At 55.7% G+C, this 16555-nt stretch carries 22 protein-coding genes; all 22 read right to left on the bottom strand.

Features of this window, described 5'->3' with window-relative positions; genetic code table 11:
- Positions 1-266: 266 nt before the first annotated feature.
- Positions 267-830 carry a hypothetical protein gene (locus QV747_RS06230; RefSeq protein WP_273430476.1) on the bottom strand — a complete coding sequence of 188 codons (564 nt, stop codon included), beginning with the start codon at positions 828-830 and terminating at the stop codon, positions 267-269.
- A 2-nt stretch (positions 831-832) separates the two neighbouring features.
- Positions 833-1876, bottom strand: a complete 1044-nt coding sequence (locus tag QV747_RS06235) for a hypothetical protein (RefSeq protein WP_273430477.1) — start codon at positions 1874-1876, stop codon at positions 833-835.
- Between the two features lies 1 nt (position 1877).
- Positions 1878-2315: a GNAT family N-acetyltransferase gene (locus QV747_RS06240; protein ID WP_273430479.1), complete on the bottom strand. Its 438-nt coding sequence runs from the start codon at positions 2313-2315 to the stop codon at positions 1878-1880.
- Entirely contained in the window at positions 2315-3700 is a 1386-nt protein-coding gene (locus QV747_RS06245) for a hypothetical protein (protein WP_273430481.1), read from the bottom strand. Before QV747_RS06245 ends, QV747_RS06240 begins: the two co-directional genes overlap by 1 nt.
- On the bottom strand, positions 3691-4362 hold the full coding sequence (locus QV747_RS06250; RefSeq protein ID WP_273430483.1) for a hypothetical protein: 672 nt from the start codon (positions 4360-4362) through the stop codon (positions 3691-3693). The genes QV747_RS06245 and QV747_RS06250 overlap by 10 nt, the downstream gene beginning before the upstream one ends.
- Positions 4363-4367: 5 nt before the next feature.
- Complete coding sequence (locus QV747_RS06255; protein ID WP_273430484.1) at positions 4368-4712, bottom strand: hypothetical protein; 345 nt, start codon at positions 4710-4712, stop codon at positions 4368-4370.
- 68 nt (positions 4713-4780) lie between these two features.
- On the bottom strand, positions 4781-5839 hold the full coding sequence (locus QV747_RS06260; protein ID WP_273430486.1) for a phage major capsid protein: 1059 nt from the start codon (positions 5837-5839) through the stop codon (positions 4781-4783).
- A 139-nt stretch (positions 5840-5978) separates the two neighbouring features.
- Entirely contained in the window at positions 5979-7025 is a 1047-nt protein-coding gene (locus tag QV747_RS06265) for a hypothetical protein (protein ID WP_273430488.1), read from the bottom strand.
- Between the two features lie 94 nt (positions 7026-7119).
- Positions 7120-8850, bottom strand: coding sequence for a polysaccharide deacetylase family protein (locus QV747_RS06270; protein ID WP_273430489.1), 1731 nt, complete (start codon positions 8848-8850; stop codon positions 7120-7122).
- The gene (locus QV747_RS06275) at positions 8835-9023 is read right to left on the bottom strand and encodes a hypothetical protein (RefSeq protein ID WP_273430491.1); all 189 of its coding nucleotides are present in this window, start codon (positions 9021-9023) and stop codon (positions 8835-8837) included. Before QV747_RS06275 ends, QV747_RS06270 begins: the two co-directional genes overlap by 16 nt.
- A 10-nt stretch (positions 9024-9033) precedes the next feature.
- Positions 9034-10950 (bottom strand): hypothetical protein, encoded by a 1917-nt coding sequence (locus tag QV747_RS06280; protein ID WP_273430493.1) that lies wholly within the window; start codon positions 10948-10950, stop codon positions 9034-9036.
- 12 nt (positions 10951-10962) lie between these two features.
- A complete protein-coding gene (locus QV747_RS06285; RefSeq protein WP_273430495.1) occupies positions 10963-11262 on the bottom strand; it encodes a hypothetical protein in 300 nt (99 codons plus the stop codon).
- 68 nt (positions 11263-11330) lie between these two features.
- The gene (locus QV747_RS06290; protein WP_273430497.1) at positions 11331-12764 is read right to left on the bottom strand and encodes a terminase large subunit domain-containing protein; all 1434 of its coding nucleotides are present in this window, start codon (positions 12762-12764) and stop codon (positions 11331-11333) included.
- Positions 12736-12978 carry a hypothetical protein gene (locus QV747_RS06295; protein ID WP_273430499.1) on the bottom strand — a complete coding sequence of 81 codons (243 nt, stop codon included), beginning with the start codon at positions 12976-12978 and terminating at the stop codon, positions 12736-12738. The genes QV747_RS06290 and QV747_RS06295 overlap by 29 nt, the downstream gene beginning before the upstream one ends.
- Positions 12971-13417 (bottom strand): terminase small subunit, encoded by a 447-nt coding sequence (locus QV747_RS06300; RefSeq protein WP_273430501.1) that lies wholly within the window; start codon positions 13415-13417, stop codon positions 12971-12973. Before QV747_RS06300 ends, QV747_RS06295 begins: the two co-directional genes overlap by 8 nt.
- Positions 13410-13742, bottom strand: coding sequence for a hypothetical protein (locus QV747_RS06305; protein ID WP_273430503.1), 333 nt, complete (start codon positions 13740-13742; stop codon positions 13410-13412). The genes QV747_RS06300 and QV747_RS06305 overlap by 8 nt, the downstream gene beginning before the upstream one ends.
- Before the next feature lie 11 nt (positions 13743-13753).
- Entirely contained in the window at positions 13754-14101 is a 348-nt protein-coding gene (locus QV747_RS06310) for a VRR-NUC domain-containing protein (RefSeq protein WP_273430504.1), read from the bottom strand.
- A complete protein-coding gene (locus QV747_RS06315) occupies positions 14088-14291 on the bottom strand; it encodes a hypothetical protein (RefSeq protein ID WP_273430506.1) in 204 nt (67 codons plus the stop codon). Before QV747_RS06315 ends, QV747_RS06310 begins: the two co-directional genes overlap by 14 nt.
- Complete coding sequence (locus QV747_RS06320) at positions 14288-15070, bottom strand: hypothetical protein (protein WP_273430508.1); 783 nt, start codon at positions 15068-15070, stop codon at positions 14288-14290. Before QV747_RS06320 ends, QV747_RS06315 begins: the two co-directional genes overlap by 4 nt.
- Positions 15051-15923 carry a YdaU family protein gene (locus QV747_RS06325; protein ID WP_273430510.1) on the bottom strand — a complete coding sequence of 291 codons (873 nt, stop codon included), beginning with the start codon at positions 15921-15923 and terminating at the stop codon, positions 15051-15053. Before QV747_RS06325 ends, QV747_RS06320 begins: the two co-directional genes overlap by 20 nt.
- Positions 15920-16297: a CII family transcriptional regulator gene (locus QV747_RS06330; RefSeq protein ID WP_273430512.1), complete on the bottom strand. Its 378-nt coding sequence runs from the start codon at positions 16295-16297 to the stop codon at positions 15920-15922. The genes QV747_RS06325 and QV747_RS06330 overlap by 4 nt, the downstream gene beginning before the upstream one ends.
- A complete protein-coding gene (locus QV747_RS06335) occupies positions 16294-16500 on the bottom strand; it encodes a Cro/CI family transcriptional regulator (RefSeq protein WP_273430515.1) in 207 nt (68 codons plus the stop codon). The genes QV747_RS06330 and QV747_RS06335 overlap by 4 nt, the downstream gene beginning before the upstream one ends.
- Positions 16501-16555 lie beyond the last annotated feature (55 nt).

The following is a 16555-nucleotide window of genomic DNA, read 5'->3' on the forward strand; positions in this document are numbered from 1 at the left end:
TGATCAGGCCCAAATTTGCCTGTATTCAAATATTCTTCAAATTGCCCACGCTGATGAGGCAGTATTCCAGCATTCCAGAATGCCGCGTCCTTGAGCGTTGCTGGCACATCTTTCGCACGCTGATTCTCTAAATTTAGCTTTTCAGTCCGCGCTTGACTTTCAGCTATTTGCGCCCCAGCAATTTGCCCCTTCAAATACGCATTTGCACCATCGGTCGGGCGAAAGCTATTGGAAAACGCATTGGCTAAGCTAGTAGTAAAAGCCATTTAGAACCCCGACATAAAAGCGCCGGCGAGCGCGGTTTTTGCGCCCACTTTGGCGTTGGGTTGAATCTTCGCCGCCGCCGCGTTAGCGTCCGACATCGCGCCTTGCATATCGCTATTGAGCTGCCCTAGTGCCTGCTGATTACCCTGCAATACTTGCCCGCCAGCATTCGCCCGCGCGGCGAGTCGAGCATCTTTGATCGCGGCAGTCATTGCCCGTGCAGACGCATCGGCCCGCGCCTGAGCATAGGCATCTGACACCTTGCCGTTGGCAGCCTCGCCCATTGAAGTGTCCTGCAGCTTAGCTAGATCAGCCGTCATGCCCTGCTCTTGTCGCTGTGCAGCTTGGTCATATGCACCGCCAGCCTGAAACTGCGGCATAGCGCCAAGATCAGGCAATGCAGTCATCACCATTTGCTGCTGCTTTTGCACCGCCGCATCCCGGAGAGCCATTTTGGCCTCAAATGCTCTACGCTCTTCTTCAAGTTGCTTGCGCTCGCCTTTGGCCTTCATTGCCGCGCCGCCGATACCGAGTACAGAAGTAAGGACATTACCAATGCCACACATGATCAACTCCCTGTGATTTGGCCATTCGAGCCGGGATTGCTAAAAAAGAGTCCTCCCTGTTTTTTGTTGGGGAGAAGCACAGAATTCATACCAGCCTGTGTCTGCGCATTGTCGTATTGCGTACCCAGCACATTAAATGCGCGCCCCAAAGCAGTTCCGGTGGCAGCATCCTTGGCGGCATTGATGTTTCGGCTGATCGTATTGCCGGCTTCGGCCAGCTGAGTGCTCACATCTTGGCCGCTACGCACTCCATTGACCAAAGCAAGTCGCTGATTATCAATTGCGGTTTTGGCGCTATTGACCGATGAATCGGCCAGCAGCCCGATCTTGTTAGAGCCTGTGAGGTAATCAGAGGCCATCCGCGCATTTTCATCCACATCGACCGACCCACCCATCTGCCCCATCCGCGCCAATTGGAAGCGCAGCGCGCGCTCTGCTTGCTCTTTTTGTTTATCAAGATCATTCAGATGGAAGTTATAAATGTCGCTGCGCATCCCGCTAAGATCGGCGCCAAAGGCACCATTGATCTTATCAATCATGGCTTGCATCTTCTCTGCAGCGATTTGCTCCGGTGTTTTTGCAGGCAATTCACTGACGGCTTGAGCAATCTGACCGCGCCGTGGATCAGCGCCACCACCTTCAGAATTTCCCCCGCGACCAGCAGCCGCGCCATTTCCTGACTTACCGGGATTATTGGCATTGCTGTAGCCATAGTTGTTCAGCCCGTATCCTGTAGGGGCTGAATACGAAAAGCCATTCACAACACCGCCAACAACCGCCCCTGGCAATCCTGCGGCCGCCCCACCAGCAACAGCGCCTTCAACGGCCTTTTGGCCATCGAATGACACTCCCCCAGTTGGCATGCCGCCATCACTGTGCGCTCGCCCTTCGCCATTGCCGTGGGTTGAGTAGCCGCCACCAGCATAGCCCCCGCCCATCATCGATCCGCCGCTATTTGCCGCAGCACCCTGACCGTAGTAACCGCCGTCACCGCCGCCAGTTCGGTTACCGCTACTACCAACACCGCCACCGCCACCGCCGCACATATCAAACCTCCATCAAATACGTTTTGCCCTGCGGCTTGAAGCCAAGGCGTTCATAAAACTGGCCGCAATCAGCTCCCGTTGATGTCGCAGGGCGAAGGGCTTTTACGCCCTTGCTGATACACCAATCCTTCCAGTGGTAGGCCAGTTTGTACGCGCCAATTCCACCGCGGTGAGCTGGCTGGATGTAAAAAATAATGTCGTAACCAGTCAGGTCTTTCGAAAACCAGTTATCTGACACGCAGCCGGCAAAAATACCGATGATCTTCCCATCTCTCCGATCAACAAAAACACAATGCTGTTGTGAGTTAAGCCAGTAATTTACCGATTCAACCAGACGATCAAGATCAACTGAAAGTTGGGCAAAGCTTGTTTCGCCCTGCATGCCGAGCAACAAAGTGCAAATCTCAGTCAAATCTGATTGTGTCGCCTGGTCAATCATCACCACACCCCAAGGTTTTCAAATAAGTAACTGAGCAGGCTCACTTCAAACTCGCTTGCGTCTTTGTTGTTGATCACAATCGAGATGTTTGGCGTAATCAGCTCAACTGGCAGCGTCCGGCCGGCGCGGGTGTCGCCGGTGATGGGCACCGGTGGCGAGGTAATCAGTGACGGGTCACGCGGGTCATACCGGTGAGCCACCGAGCCTGTACCTGTAAACGCCGCATCCATGGCCAGAATCTGCTTCAGCACGCCCGGCAGCTTGAAATCCAGAAATTGGGTTTCAATATCGACCGAGAACACATTGCCATTGTCGGTGTATGCGGCCGCATCCATGCGGTACACGTCATCGCCAGAGCGGATGTACAGCACGTTATCCAGCTCGGTCAGATCGTCGATTGGGTAGGTCAGGATGTATTTCGACCAGGCGCTGATCTTGGCGGTGCGCGAGAACGAATACACCCAAGCCACATTGCCGGCATAGAGCCAGTATTGTCCGCCGCCACGCCAGTAAATACCGCGCGGTGTAATACCAACGGGCAGCTCGCTAAACACCACCTTGTCGATGGGCGAACCCACATCAATGTCGATCAGGTTTTGAGTTTGTGCCTGCAACGCAGTAGAACGGATGCCCTGCGCCGACAGGAAAATCACATCGCCGGCCATATTGTCGTGCGTGTATGGATGACGCACCCCGATGTCGATGCCCTGGGCAAACGAATTCTTGAGTGGGTCAGGGTCTACGTTCCACACCTGTGCCGAGTCGGAGAAAAACACCACCAGCTGCGCGTTGTACTCGCCCAGCGCAGTCACGGTCTTGGTGCCGGCCTGATTCAAACCAACCGGCAAGAAGCCTGCATCATTGGCAGTGGTCCAGTCGCGTGGGGTGCTGGTCTTGGTAAATCGCACCACATCGCCGCCGCTAGACCAGATTTTTGAGGCTTTCTTGGCCACGATGGGGCTATGCGGGCACTTCACGTCTGCCACTTCATTGGTGGCCGTGCCATCCACGTAATGATGCCGGCACGAATCATCGGCATAGATCGCCGCCACATACAGAAATCCGTTGAATACATCCACGAACGGAATGCTTTTCAGCGTGGTATTGCCGCTGGCCTTGGTCAGCTTATTGGCCGTGAACAGCGCATTGGCGTGGGTGATCGTTCCTGACGTGTAGAAGGTGTTGAGCTTGCCATTGCCTGCCGCCAGCCCCTTGGTGCCAGCTTCCAGCGTGGCCACCTTCACCATGCCCGGACGCTTGCGAATAGATTTACCTGTCGTCACATAAGCGTTATCCAGCCGGCGCAAGCGGTTGGCATCAGAAACACTTGAGGCCTTGCGTAGATCAAGGCCTAGATCGAATTCATCAAAAGTAATCAGCGACACAGAAAGCTGCCCCCGGGTGGATAGTCGTGCGGGTCATAGCGCCCGCCAGAACGCGGTGCTTCCCACACGGTTTTCGTGCGTTGGCCAGCCTTGATGCGCTGGATATGCTTTTGCAGCTCCTGCTCATAAACCTGCGCATCCGGTTGGCGGTAGTGGTACTTCGCCTTCACCAGCGCAGACAGGAACACCATGCGCGAATTGATCGATAGCCGGTCGTTGTCACTCACCAACGGGGCCAGCGCCGCCGTGTACTCGATGCGGTAGGTGTATTGCCGATCTGGAATGGGAAATACTTCCAGCTGGGCAGCCTTCATATAGCAGAATGGCCGCTGCAGGATCGCGCCGGCTGCATTGCGCGTGCCAAGGCTGATGCCCTGCGCCAACGGGTAATACTGGCCGTTATCCTTCACCGCAAACAGCCGCACTTTTTCCACGTTGCAGTCAGCTGGATAATCAAACAGCACCTGCTCGGTACCGCCTGTAAATTCAACCGCCCGCTGCAATTCGGCCCATTCGCATTCCTCGTACAGCGCATCCTGCGCCGCACGAATAAACGAATCGATGATGGGCGAATTCACGATGCCAGCCGAACCAGACATCCCAAAACCAAGCCGGGTTTGCAGCTCGGAACGGACTTCGCCCAACGTTCGATTCAGAGCCATGGCGCTTACTCTTCGGCGGCAGGGGTTGGTTTAGCGCCACCACGGGCAGGTTTCTTTGGCGCTTCCAGCTCATACAGCTCTTGGCAGGCCGACTCGAAATCGCGCTGGTTGTAGTACACGCTGCGCACATGGTCGGCGCCGTAGTTCAGATCGAGGCGCGAAAACGCTTCATCCAGCCCGCCTTCCAGCTCAACAGGAGCAAAGTCGGGCTGTTCATTGGCCAGAGCTACCGAACCTTCGCCATGAATAGCTTCGAGCACAGGCACTTCATGCGGGAAAACAATGCGCGGCAGGATTTCAGTCGCGTCGCGGGCCACAGTCACCAATACGGGTTTAATTGCTAGAGGCATATCAATCTCCAAAAAACGGGTAGAACGGGCTGGCCGCCCTACCCCAAATACCCTGAACGGGGTAATAGTTAAGCCAGCGCCAACACCGCATTGGCATTACGGCGAATGCACGTCAGCATCCAGGTGCACGTCATTGCGTAGTAGTACACGTACGCATCATGGCTGCGGCCCGGTGTACGCATGCGCATCCAGTTATCCGCAGCTGGGCGCAGCGTGATCGAGCTTTCGTCGATCATGTAGCAGCGCTTCCAATACGGAATGGTGGGCGATACAACTGAGCCAAAGTTGTCATCAAACTCGGGAATCCACTCCATCTTGATGCCCTTGAAGCTCAGCTCCTTGGTGCCCATGTCGATGGAAATCGACTCGCTGCCCTTGTACATCACGCTGGTTTGGTTGGCCGCCAATACCGCATTGCGCAGCGCATCGTAGAATGCATAGCCGCACCAGATCGCCGAAGGCTTGCCACCACGGCGAACGCAAGCACGATAGGCCTGTTCCAGCGCGTCCAGCAGGACAGACAACGTCGAGCCCAAGCCGGTCAGCGCAAAGTTGCGCCAGTAGGTTTGCGTCGAGGCATCGATACCGGCCAGCGTGCCCACGGTTGGGGTCAACGACACGATATCGTCCAACCCGACCGGTGCAGCGGCATTCCAGCTAGAGCCCAACACCAGCGCGCGGCTGATGTTTTCTTCCACGCCCAGACGCAGCGATTTGATGTTTTCATCCATCAGGTTGGCCAGCTGCACCACTTCGGCTGCAGAGGCCTGAGATGTGCCGCCGCGCAATTCGTCGGTAATCACAATCCCTGCATGGCGCAGCTCGTCTTCATTGAGCGTAAAGCCATCATGCAGGTTGCCGGTGCGCCATTTGGCCTGCGCCACCGGATCACGCTTGTTGTAGGTAACGTTGGAATTGCCTTGGTAGAACTGCGGATTGGCATCATTGCCCTTACGCACGTTCTGCACGAAACCGCTCAGACCTTGGGTGCCGAGCTTTTTCATACCTTTTTTCAAGGCATTCAGGATGGGTTTATCGATCGTAAACTGATCAACTGGGGTGTTACGTTCGTAACTGTCGATTGCAACCGTTGCGATGCGGTTAGCTTCATCAATGCTCAATGGCATAACGCTCTCCAGACTGATTGGGGTTTGGTTACTGCTCAAACGCCTGGGCGAGTTGCGGTTACAGCCCATCAATCCGGTGAACGACTTCGGTTACAGTTCGGGTGCTACTGGCCAAGGTAGCCTTGGCCGTCTTACCGCTTTACTTCTGCAAGTGCGCAAACATTGGATCAGCCAATACGCGCCCCGCGGTATCTTCTGGCAACTGCCGTTGGCCAGATAGGCCGGTACTGCGAATGGCCCCCGGGTTTCGCCGTGGCTGCAGACTTTGCTGCTGTGCTTTCAGTGCCTGTGTGGCCACGTTGTAGGCCAGCTGCAATTGAGTAGCCCACATATGCGGCGGGTAGTTGTCGCGGATAACGGCAACCTGCTCCAGCAATACCCGCTCTTTGGCCAAATAATCAGGATCAGTCGCGGCCAAGTGTTCGCACAGACTACCCACCGCCTGTTGGCCCGCAATTCGCGCCTGCTGGGTTTCCAGCTGTTGCTGCTGGGTTTGGTGTTGCAGCTCCACAAAGCGTTGCTGGTTCTGCTGCACGGTGCGCGAGCGCGCTAATTCCAGCGCGGTTTGCTCGTCCAGCTCAAACGCATCCACTTTGCCGCGCAGATCAGGGAATGCCGCTAGCGGATCCACCGTGATTGAAGCCTTGCCCGAGAGCATAGCCAGTTGCTCAAGCTGCCCGACCAACACCTTTTGCGCCGTTTCAATGTCGCCAGTCTCAATCGCACGCTGATACGCGCCAAAGGCTTTAAAGTTTTCGATAGCTTGAGGTGTTTCGCCGATGGTTTGACGAACAAAATCAATGGCCTTATTCGCCTCAGCAAGCTGAGTATCCTTCTCCCGCAGGGTCTGGGTCAGCTCTTGGAAGCGGTTTTGCGCCTTGGGCGATAGATCAGCCAGGTCATCCGGCTTTTTGGCGGCCGCATCGGACTTGGCCGGATCAGCATTCGCAGCAGCTGGATCTGCAGCCTTTTCGTCGGCCTTAGCTTCGGGCTTGTTCTGAGCTTGCAGGCCCAGCGCTTCAAGCGCCGCATCAGCCGTGCTCTTTGGCTCTGGCTCCGCGCCTTTGTCTTCGGCCACGGGCTCAGCAGAGCCAGCATCAACCGCGCCGGCGTCATCAGCCTGTTGCTGTTGCTCTTGCTCTAGCGCCAATTCTTCTTTGACTTCGTTCAGGGTTTCTTGATCCATGATTGGACTCTCAGAATTTGATGCTTGAACGATAAAGCCTCACATCAGAATCCATGCGATCAACAAAAAACCCGCCGAAGCGGGTTTGTGGTTTTTAGCTAGGGATATTTGACGCCCCGTTTACATCGCGCGCATAAAGCTGCGATACAGTCAGCACATCAATGTTCCCTGCGTTGCGTTCAGTGGCAAGCAGATTGATGTACCAGTCGAAAAGCGACTCGCTAATATCAATGCCGCCGCCAGCAGGAGTGATGCGGTGGAAATATTCCAGCACGGTCAAGCCACGTAGCTTAGCGCGGTCAAAAAGTGTTTGCGCTCCCGCCTGAGTTTGGCCAGACCATCCTTTCCCGCCCAGCATCATTGCATTGCGCCCAAAACCGAAGCGGGTGTAGTTGTCGCCGTTTGTGATGCGGCCAGTGCGGAAGCCTTGGGCCGCCAACGCATCCGGCAATGCTCGATTGTTTGACCAATGCGTTTCATCAAGGAATGCTGCCGGCAACGCTTGTGACGGCACTGTGCCAGATAGCGTAATCTGCGTGGCACTATCAACGCTCACTACTGTGCGCCCGTCAGGAATGCCGAATCCGTAACAAGTCCAGCCGACACCTATGCCCGCCGTGCTGGCCATTGTTACGATGTTTGTTCCGTTGCAAGTCAGCGTAGCGACTTGAATCGGCGTCTTGTTGATCTTGTATTCACCGAATGGATAACAGATGTGCTGCGCCCCCTCCAGTGGGTACCCGCGAGCCACCAGCGTATCCCGCACCTGAATCGCCCCATTTACAGCATCGGCCAGCGTGGCTTTTAAACTCATGTTTGAGTCGTCCATCGTACCGTCATTGCCGATATGCCAGCCGTTCGCCGCAAGTTCGTCAATCTGCGCCCATGTCAAGCTGTCAGAAATGCCGACATTGGATGGGCAAACGTAGATGGTGCCAACCAATCCTAAAGCTTTCATACGAGGATAGGCGAAGGTGTAAATCGTGTTTTCAACGTCATCAAAAGTAAGGCAGATGGTCGCTTTGCGGGGCGCATTGCGCACGATTGAATCAATTGAAAAGCCGCCAGCATATGGTGCCGATAAAGTTGGGCGAATGCGCAAGTCGGTGGCTGCTACGCCGGTCGGCATAGTCGCATCCTCGCTCACATTAAAACTGGCCCAATAGGCGCTCTCTGGGTCGTAAGTGCCAATATCGACGCCCGTACTTGAAAGCGAATACGTGCCACCCCGGCCGAAAGTTGGGCTGATTTTTTGAACAGGTCGGCGGTTATCAACTGCCACGTAATACGCAACAAGGTCGAATGTAGATGGGTCTGCATTAAATGCCGCTGCTTTAGTTGCAAACGAAGTGCCATTGACACCCTTGTTTGCTAGTCGCATCGATGCTGCGCCCTGCACCTTATTTACAGCATCACTACTGAGCGTCCCTACAGCGCCTTGATTAGTCCAACCCGTCACGGTCTCAAACGATTCAAGCAATACACCATAACCTAGCACGGGAGGCGTTACCACATCCGCCGGCACACGAGCGCCACCCGCGCTCACCACCGAGCCAGTGACCAGGCAACCCAGCAAAGCCCCCTTATCGGCAGCCTGAACCGTGTAGGTTTGCGCTGTGGCGCCAGAAATATTCGTTCCGTTGCGGGTCCACTGGTAGGTGGATGCTGTAAAAGCGCTTGATGGCGAGGCTGTCAAAATCTGTCCTACCGCCGGTGTACCAGTTATCTTCACGGCCGCAGGCGTTACAAGCCCAAGCGAAACCAATAATGGTTCATCCTTCACGAAATCAACGATTTTGCTTGCGATGCTCATTGCTTCACCCATGCAGATATACCAGTGACTTTCCCACTGGTATAAGTCAGTGTCTGCCGATAAATCCGACCACCTGCGTTCACCTCGATGTAATTCACAGTGCCATCGCCGTTGTAATTGATCGATTGCGGCAGCTCGTCAGGGTTGATCATGAAGCCATCCGGCACGGTTTGAACGCTACTCATTGTTTTCCCCTCATTGCATCATCAGCGCAGGGCTAGTAGCCGCAGGCACGTTGGTTTGAATTGGTAGCTGTTGCATGTCTGGCGGCACAACTGGCAAGGCTTGCTGCGCCGGCGGCAGTAGCTCTTCAAAGCGCATGTGCTCGTCGTAGCGCTTCAAGGTTTCCTCACCCAGCTTGCGCAAGGCCTGCGCAAAGCCCATATTCCCTTGCGACTCAGCCATGGCAATCTGCTGCACCAGCTGCATGAGCGTGGGCAGCAATGTGCCCCACTGCTCGCGCTCTTTGCTCTTATTCGGCTTGGCCGTAGAGCCGGCGCGGATATTGATGTTGGCCAGCCGGAATGTCTCTTCCTTCGACAGCTCAGGCCAGAAAGCCGGCTCGCCAATCACTTGCGAAACCTGCTCGGCCGTCATTTCCTGCAGCAGCATCTGGGCGGCAAAGTTCGCGATGTCAGACAGCCATGTCTCAACCACGTCCAGCGCTTCGCCGGTACGTGACTGCAGGCCCATACTCATAATCTCGGCTTCGGTCGCAGTCTTGGCTTTATTGATCGAGCCGCGCGAAGCATCCGATGCCCCGCTGATCATCTCCATATCGCGGAAAATATCGCTCGCATCGTACATCTGCGGGTTGTATGGGATTTCTGGTAGCGAGCCCAACTGATTCTGCATGGGAACATTCGGGTCGGCGTTCACGCCGATGATGTCCGTCGAGCTGCTGCGGTTGTTAATCGCATTGACCTGATCTTCGGTGATCCCACTGCTGGTATTCAGCAGCCGCACTGGCTTGTTCTTGCGGCGATGTTCGGCGCCATTCGTGCGCCGGTCGTTGTATTCATCCTGCAGCTCGATCAGCATATCCACCAGGCTAGGCGGCGTTAGCGTCTCATCAATGCGGTGAAACTGCAGCGGGAAGAACGGGAACCACGTTTCGCCCATGGTGACTGGCTGATAAGGCTCACGCGCCCAGACTTTAGCGCCTTGGGCAAAGGTGTACACAGTCTGGCTTTGGCGATCCCATACTTCCCACACCACCACCATGCCGTTCTTATTGACTTCGCTAGCGGCCTCGCCGTTCTTGGCGTAGTGCTCCACCGCATCGTCGCATTCGATTTTAAAACGAGCCTCGTACTCTTCCTTCTCCATCATCACGCGGTGCGCGATGGCGCAGGCGTTGTCGATGCTGTCGATTTCCTTCACGCCAGAGTCGAGAATGAAAACGTCATCGGCCGGCAGAATGTCCACCACCAAGCCCTCGGATACCTGCACTTCAACTTGCTTTTCCAAGGCCTGCAGCTGCAGCTTGAGCTCGGCCAGTGCCTCTTGCTGCTCTTCGCCGTTTTCCTGCGATTCGCTCAAAAGGTGCTGAATACGCGCAATATTGTCTTGCACGTCATTCATGCGGTTTTCGATCAGCGGATCGTTTTCATATTCGCGCTGATAGCTGATCTTCGCCCATGACCGGTTCGTGGTCAGAGCCCCACGCACGGCCTTTTTCCCGCGTTTTTTCAGCTTGGCCGCTTTGACCAGCTCGGCATTCAGCAGCTTTTCCAGTGTGGCGCAGAATTTGCGCGCGCTTTCCAGCTGCGTGCCTTGCAGCCCTTCCTTCGGCGTTACGCCAATCTCAGGGCTTTTGGCATACAGCTGCGGCTGCAGCGCAGCCAAATGGGAATGGATCAGATTGACGCGCACCAGGCCTTTTTCACCATCGCCGTTCACCTCGCCGCCCACATACTCGCGCGCTTTCTTCCAACGCTTGCGCAGGTTGCTGTTCTCGGTCGAGTCGTAGGCTTCCTTTACGCGCTTCTGGTGCTTTTTCAGCAGCGCCATATCCTGCCGGTCAGGCTGAACATCGCGCGGCTTAGTGTGCTGATACAGCTGATCGAGCTGCGTCAGCGGTTCGGCTTGTGGTTGCCCCATCTGATCCATGGTTACCGCCAATTAGTCAGTAGACAAAGACGCTGAGATCGCACCAGAGGTGAAAGCGGTGCAGGCCAGACGCAGAAAGCGCTTTGTCGTAACAATTTCAAACGGCGCAGCGCCAGTGGTGATCGTGCCGCCTGCCAGCGCAGTAAACGGGCCACCAACGGCATCAGCTTCTTCAAGGCGGGCAGTACCCACAAATGCTTCTGCAGATGGGGAAACAGTGATCGGATTACCTACCAAGAATGGTGAAACGGTCAGGTCAGTGGGTGTGCCGTTTGCTACGGCAGTTAAACGGCCCAGATTGCGGGTGCGCATAGTGAGTCTCCAAAGGGAATGGATTAATCCAGCCCCCACTATGCAATGAGCTATTCCAATCCATGCGATCAGGCCCGATACTTCGATCGCTGGGTTTTCTGCTTGGTGCGCGACAGAATCCACTCGATTGAGCCGGGCGATGGGGCGCCCTTCTTATCGGCCGGCAGCTCATTGATCAGCATTCGCGCCATGCAGCCATAGCGCAGCGTATCTGGCGCGTGATCTTCCATATCGCTATCAACGTCCTCTGCGTTGTTCTTGTCATGCTGCAAGGCCGGCAAGGTGCGGATCAGTGCGCCGCAGGTATCAAACACGTACAGCATTGGCCGATAGTCGTCATCCTCGTCACCTTTAAGCCGCAGATGCACTTGCTCCCAGCCAGCCACACGCTTGTTATCCGCTCGCCGCCACATCACGCCTTCTGCCATCATCGTTTCAGCAATGCTTGGGCCGCCGTCGCGGGTGAAAATCGCCGGGTCAGCCACACCGAATTCGATCTTGTCGCCGCGCTCGCGCTTGATAATGCCTTTCGCCACCTCTTGCATGGTCAGGCGTAGCCCTACATTGGGCTTGCCCTCTTCCTGCCCATACCATTCGCGATAGACCACCAGAGCCCCGCGCGGGATTGCAGCCAGGCAGCCATCAGAAACCGCGAACCACAAGCAGCAAAAGGGCTTGGCGCTACCCCAGTCAAAGGCACGGAACTGCGCCCAATGCGAAGGAATAGCGAACGGTTTTACCACATGCCGCGCTGCCGACCATTCGCTGAAATACGCACCCTCGATGACAGTCCAATCCCCTTCTAGCCATGCTTTGACCAGTGCCGCAGAGCCCGACATGCGCAGCCGTGCCGCATAGTTCGGGTCGTTTTGCATCAGAATCTTGTTTTGTCCAAGCAATGATGGAATGAAAACACGCGCCTGGCCGGTCTCAGGGTCGATGATCGGCTTATAGCCAGCCGGAGCCGGATCGATATACCGTGCCTTTACCCAATGATGCCCGGGGCCACCCGGATTAGCCGTCGCCCGCATTCGACACGGCACACCCGCGCCGCTTCGCAAAGTTGCCATCACTTTGAAAATACCGGCAGGATCAGCCCAGTTGGTCAGCTCCTCGAAGTAAAGCCGCGTGTAGTCATGCCCTTGGTAGTTTTCGGCGTCATCTTCATTTGCCAGATAGCGGAACTTGAGCGTGGCCTTGTTCGGCCAGATAAACGTCTTGGCCTGCTCTTTCCAGCGCGCACCAAGGCGCAGGTAGATTTGCTTTGCTCGAGCGATTGCCGCTTCAAGCTGTGGCAGGGAATGACGAAAGAAAACGCCCTTGGCATGCTCGCCATAGCGATCAGCATGAATCGCCCACTCACCCAGCATGGCATCAGTTTTGCCACCGCCACGTGCACCGCCAAACATTACTTCAAAAGCTGGGCAGGTGATCAGGCGAGTTTGCGGCCCTTCCTGCGGCCGCCAGGCAATATCAAGTGATCGGGAGATTATCGAGCTCATGCGCCAAGCATTGCACTTGGCGGGTTAATCCATGCGGGCTGAAGCCGCCTAGCATCTGTCCGCTTTCTGTACGAATCAGAAACTTCGGCTTGGGCTTATTCTCTGAGCCATTGCCGACAACACAATGCGCTGCGACGAACTGCTCATAGCTGCGCTCAAGACTGCCCATAAATTCACTTTCAATTATCGCTTTAAGTTCAGCAGCGCTAAGCATTTGCCCATTCCTCCAGGCTAGATGCCTCACCCGGTGCGACCACATAGCTGGTGGTCTTCTGTTCGATGATCTGCTTATCCAGTCCCAGCAGTCGGGCCTTGCCCATTGTGGCCGATACCGCAGCCGATGCTTGTGGCGTAGGGTTGCCCGTAGCGCCCACAGCGGTCAAGGCAGCAATGCGCGCCTCTTCCAACTCGGCCAGCAGATCATCTACCGTGATCTGATGCTTTTCGCGTGTCGCGGCTCTCAGCTCGTCCAGCCTAGCCGCAACATAGCCGTCCTTTAGTAGCTCGCTCGCCTTGCGTTGGATCGTCGCCGCACTCATTTTCTCTGCGTTGTATGCAAAGCGATACGCCTCTGATGCGCAACCACATTCATGGTGCTTCATCGCAAACGCTTCTTTTTTCGGGGTGAACGAACCGGCTGCTTTGCTACTCATCACTCTTCACCGTCACCTCTGCCGACAGCCCGCACAGCTCGGCCATCTGCTTAATCCGCTGAATGTTCTGCTCGCGCGCAATCTCGGCGGCCCGCATGCTGAACGACAGCCCACGGAACTGGTGAAAATCGCGCTGCAAGTTCTGCACTAGCCACACTGGGTTATGTCCATCGATGCGGCTGCGCGTGAGTTTGATGCTCCATTTCTCTGCATTCTGCTGCAGGATGTTTAGCGCCCGGATCGCGTTCATGCCGGCCATCTGGGCCACAAATGACACCGGCAAAGGTGTATCGACGATAAATCGGCGTAATGCCTGGTCTTTCATGGCCTCCCCCTTCAATTCAAATACCCCATGATCGTATCTTTCGCATCTTCCCATCCGTAGCAGACTACGGAGCGATACCCCTGCAACCCCAGTTCGGCGATCCACTCTGCCTGATGCGGTGCCACCCTGCCCTTAGGCTGCTTCAGCTCGATAAAAAGACCGTGATACACCCCGCGCGGTATCGGCAGCAGGATGTCTGGCACACCGGCCTTCACGCCTTCGGCCTTGAGCTTTCCGGCCACCACGATGTTGCGCGCCCCACCGTTGGGGATCGCAAACATCAGTTTCAATGCTGGCACCGCAGCTGATTGCAGCTGAGCCCAGCGGAATAAAGCCACTTGATGGTCATGCTCGCTCACGCTCAGCCTCCTTCTTCTTCGCTGCCCGCAGTGCGGTCGTTAAGCGCTCATAACGCTGTTTATCGTCGCGATGAATCTGCGTCAGCCATTCACGGCGCGCATGGGAAGTGCAGCGGTGCTTCATGGCATCCAGCACGCAATCATCGCACTCAGGAATGCATTGCTTCGGGGTGTGGCCGCAGGGTTTCATGCTGCCTCCTGTGGCAGCAGTTTCTGCAGCCCTTTGCTAGTCACAAAATCAGCCAAGCTTTGCGGAATCTGGACGCCCCAAGCCACAAAGGCATTGATCGCCCGCTCAAGGCTCACGGTCGGAACGGCACCGGGATCATTCGCGATGGCATAGGCCCAAGCGGTGAACTGCGTAGATTTGCCAATCTGAGCCGCCTGCTTGATCGTATCAGCGCGCTTTTTGGCCTCTTCCTGCGTGATCGTCGTCTTGCCTGGCGCTGGCAGCGCAGGCTCGCGGCTCGCTTCGGGGATGGGCTTGTTCTCGTCCGCCGCAGCTTCGGCGTAGGCCACCGCGAAGCGTTTACGTAGCTCACGGGTTCGGTCGCCCAGCAGGTCACCACCGATGCGCTGGTAAGCCCAGAACAGGCGATTGCTCGGCCAGCCTTCAGGTTCGCCATACTTGCGGCGAACTGCACAGGCGCAGGCTTGATGGAACAGGGTTTCGTCATCGATCACCAGCGCCGGCCGGCAAGCCTCTTTGAAATCGTCACAGTTTGGCGCTCCGAATTTGTAACGAGCAGCAAGCCCTCGCTTGATTTCGTCAACGGTCAGATCGGCAAGCTCTTCGCCCCAAACGATTTTTGCATTTTTCACTCCGATGTCCTCCCCGTCTTGCGCTATTTGTCCAGCCCGAAACTTGTCCAGAAATGGGTTTCCAAAACGACCATGCAGACGCATGAAAATCCGCTCTACCCAAGCTGCGGCAAGGGGCTGTGCAAATTCAGTTGATGGCGCGTTCATTAGAGTCTCCCATCAGGTGTGTAATGTGTTCGGGCTTAAAAATGGACTTAGCAGCCGCCACTCGCGCTGCGTCACGGCCTTTGGCAGTGGCTTGCGTTGGCGCAGACAACACGCTTTTGCGCAAAATCGTGTCGAGGTAGCTGGCGCTGATCGGCTGATTCGACGCCTTGGCCTCTCGCGCCTCTTTCGCCAAATCCAAAGCCTGCAACGCTTGCGCGTCAGTGACTCCATCACTCACCCAGCCAACAAAAGTCGGGTCTGCAGGGGTAACAGACGCCCCTCTGGCTCGGAGAAGCACAGCAAATTCGGTCATGCGGCTTTGGGTCGTCGTCGGGCTCGGTTTTTCGGGCGCAACTGCAGCCTGAGTATTCGACGACGATTCTACGGAGTTGGGTATTGGGTAATGGGTATTGGGTAATGGGTAATGGGGGCTTTCTGCTTGGGTTTCGTCTGGGTTATTTTTGGGTTTTGTTTGGGTTATTTCTGGGTTTTCGCTCGGTTGATCTTCGGTTGTTCCTTGGGTTTCTTTTGGCTTATTGTTTTTTGGTGGCCTCCCGCCCTTTACGCCGTTGGTTCGGTTTTTATTGCACAAAGCGATTTCTTTCTCGCAGCGCTCATGCCGCCAGCCTTCGCTTGTCTCGATAAAGAACTCTTCCAGTACCACATCAACCGCAGCCTGCTCTTCTTTAACTCGGGCCAGCACCAAGCGATATATCTGCTTCTTATCGCTGGCCAGTGGTTTTTCAGTCGAGTAGTAGATATCCAGCAGGCGGCGATATGCGCCGTGCTCAATCAGGGTCAGGTGGGCGGTGGCGGTTAAGTAGTCGCCTATGTGATGACTGTAGAAATTCATTTCCCACCCCGCACAAACAGGCCCGACAACCAACGGGGCAAGGTCCAACGGCCGCAAACCAGAATGGCTCCATTGCGCTTGGCATCAAGATACTTCGCAGTCAGCGTTTCCATCGCGCGCAGTTCATCCGCACTGATCACCACGTCGCCCGGGCTGGCCACGGTTGAATTCGCATCAACGACTTTGAAATTCAGTACCGTCAGCAGCTCGGCAAACTGATTCAACCGCCCTTCTGCCTTCCATTTGCTGATCGTGCTCGATTCAATACCCAGCGAGTCAGCCACATTCACCTGGCCCACTTCGGCAATCGCCGACAGCAGCGCCGCTTCGTTCTGGCGGGCTGTTGCCCGGTCGATATGTAATGATTTGCTCATTGGCTATCCTCAATAGGCGATTCAGCGGGCTTATCTTTGCGCATCAGGTCACGCCAAGCCTTGGGCTGATAAAAGGCAATCCGCCCAAGCACGGAAAACGGGAGGTCGTCAGGCCATTGAGTCACGGCAGGCTGCTTCACATTAAGAGCCAGCGCAGTTTTGACTGTATTCCCGAAGTAGGAAATTAGGGCTTCTTTTTTCATAGAGCCAACTATAAGCATTCTTAATATTAGGGTCAAGCATGATTATAGAAGTACC

It is taken from the genome of uncultured Chitinibacter sp., from assembly GCF_945957625.1.
GTDB lineage: Bacteria > Pseudomonadota > Gammaproteobacteria > Burkholderiales > Chitinibacteraceae > Chitinibacter > Chitinibacter tainanensis.

Excerpts from the sequence above, each read along its gene's own strand:
- QV747_RS06265 (WP_273430488.1), bottom strand. The coding sequence starts at position 7,025 with ATGGATCAAGAAACCCTGAACGAAGTCAAAGAAGAATTGGCGCTAGAG.
- QV747_RS06235 (WP_273430477.1), bottom strand. The coding sequence starts at position 1,876 with ATGTGCGGCGGTGGCGGTGGCGGTGTTGGTAGTAGCGGTAACCGAACT.
- QV747_RS06335 (WP_273430515.1), bottom strand. The coding sequence starts at position 16,500 with ATGAAAAAAGAAGCCCTAATTTCCTACTTCGGGAATACAGTCAAAACT.
- QV747_RS06230 (WP_273430476.1), bottom strand. The coding sequence starts at position 830 with ATGTGTGGCATTGGTAATGTCCTTACTTCTGTACTCGGTATCGGCGGC.
- QV747_RS06325 (WP_273430510.1), bottom strand. The coding sequence starts at position 15,923 with ATGAATTTCTACAGTCATCACATAGGCGACTACTTAACCGCCACCGCC.
- QV747_RS06290 (WP_273430497.1), bottom strand. The coding sequence starts at position 12,764 with ATGAGCTCGATAATCTCCCGATCACTTGATATTGCCTGGCGGCCGCAG.
- QV747_RS06270 (WP_273430489.1), bottom strand. The coding sequence starts at position 8,850 with ATGGGTGAAGCAATGAGCATCGCAAGCAAAATCGTTGATTTCGTGAAG.
- QV747_RS06300 (WP_273430501.1), bottom strand. The coding sequence starts at position 13,417 with ATGAGTAGCAAAGCAGCCGGTTCGTTCACCCCGAAAAAAGAAGCGTTT.
- QV747_RS06255 (WP_273430484.1), bottom strand. The coding sequence starts at position 4,712 with ATGCCTCTAGCAATTAAACCCGTATTGGTGACTGTGGCCCGCGACGCG.
- QV747_RS06285 (WP_273430495.1), bottom strand. The coding sequence starts at position 11,262 with ATGCGCACCCGCAATCTGGGCCGTTTAACTGCCGTAGCAAACGGCACA.
- QV747_RS06295 (WP_273430499.1), bottom strand. The coding sequence starts at position 12,978 with ATGCTTAGCGCTGCTGAACTTAAAGCGATAATTGAAAGTGAATTTATG.
- QV747_RS06320 (WP_273430508.1), bottom strand. The coding sequence starts at position 15,070 with ATGAACGCGCCATCAACTGAATTTGCACAGCCCCTTGCCGCAGCTTGG.
- QV747_RS06250 (WP_273430483.1), bottom strand. The coding sequence starts at position 4,362 with ATGGCTCTGAATCGAACGTTGGGCGAAGTCCGTTCCGAGCTGCAAACC.
- QV747_RS06280 (WP_273430493.1), bottom strand. The coding sequence starts at position 10,950 with ATGGATCAGATGGGGCAACCACAAGCCGAACCGCTGACGCAGCTCGAT.
- QV747_RS06240 (WP_273430479.1), bottom strand. The coding sequence starts at position 2,315 with ATGATTGACCAGGCGACACAATCAGATTTGACTGAGATTTGCACTTTG.
- QV747_RS06305 (WP_273430503.1), bottom strand. The coding sequence starts at position 13,742 with ATGAAAGACCAGGCATTACGCCGATTTATCGTCGATACACCTTTGCCG.
- QV747_RS06275 (WP_273430491.1), bottom strand. The coding sequence starts at position 9,023 with ATGAGTAGCGTTCAAACCGTGCCGGATGGCTTCATGATCAACCCTGAC.
- QV747_RS06260 (WP_273430486.1), bottom strand. The coding sequence starts at position 5,839 with ATGCCATTGAGCATTGATGAAGCTAACCGCATCGCAACGGTTGCAATC.
- QV747_RS06315 (WP_273430506.1), bottom strand. The coding sequence starts at position 14,291 with ATGAAACCCTGCGGCCACACCCCGAAGCAATGCATTCCTGAGTGCGAT.
- QV747_RS06330 (WP_273430512.1), bottom strand. The coding sequence starts at position 16,297 with ATGAGCAAATCATTACATATCGACCGGGCAACAGCCCGCCAGAACGAA.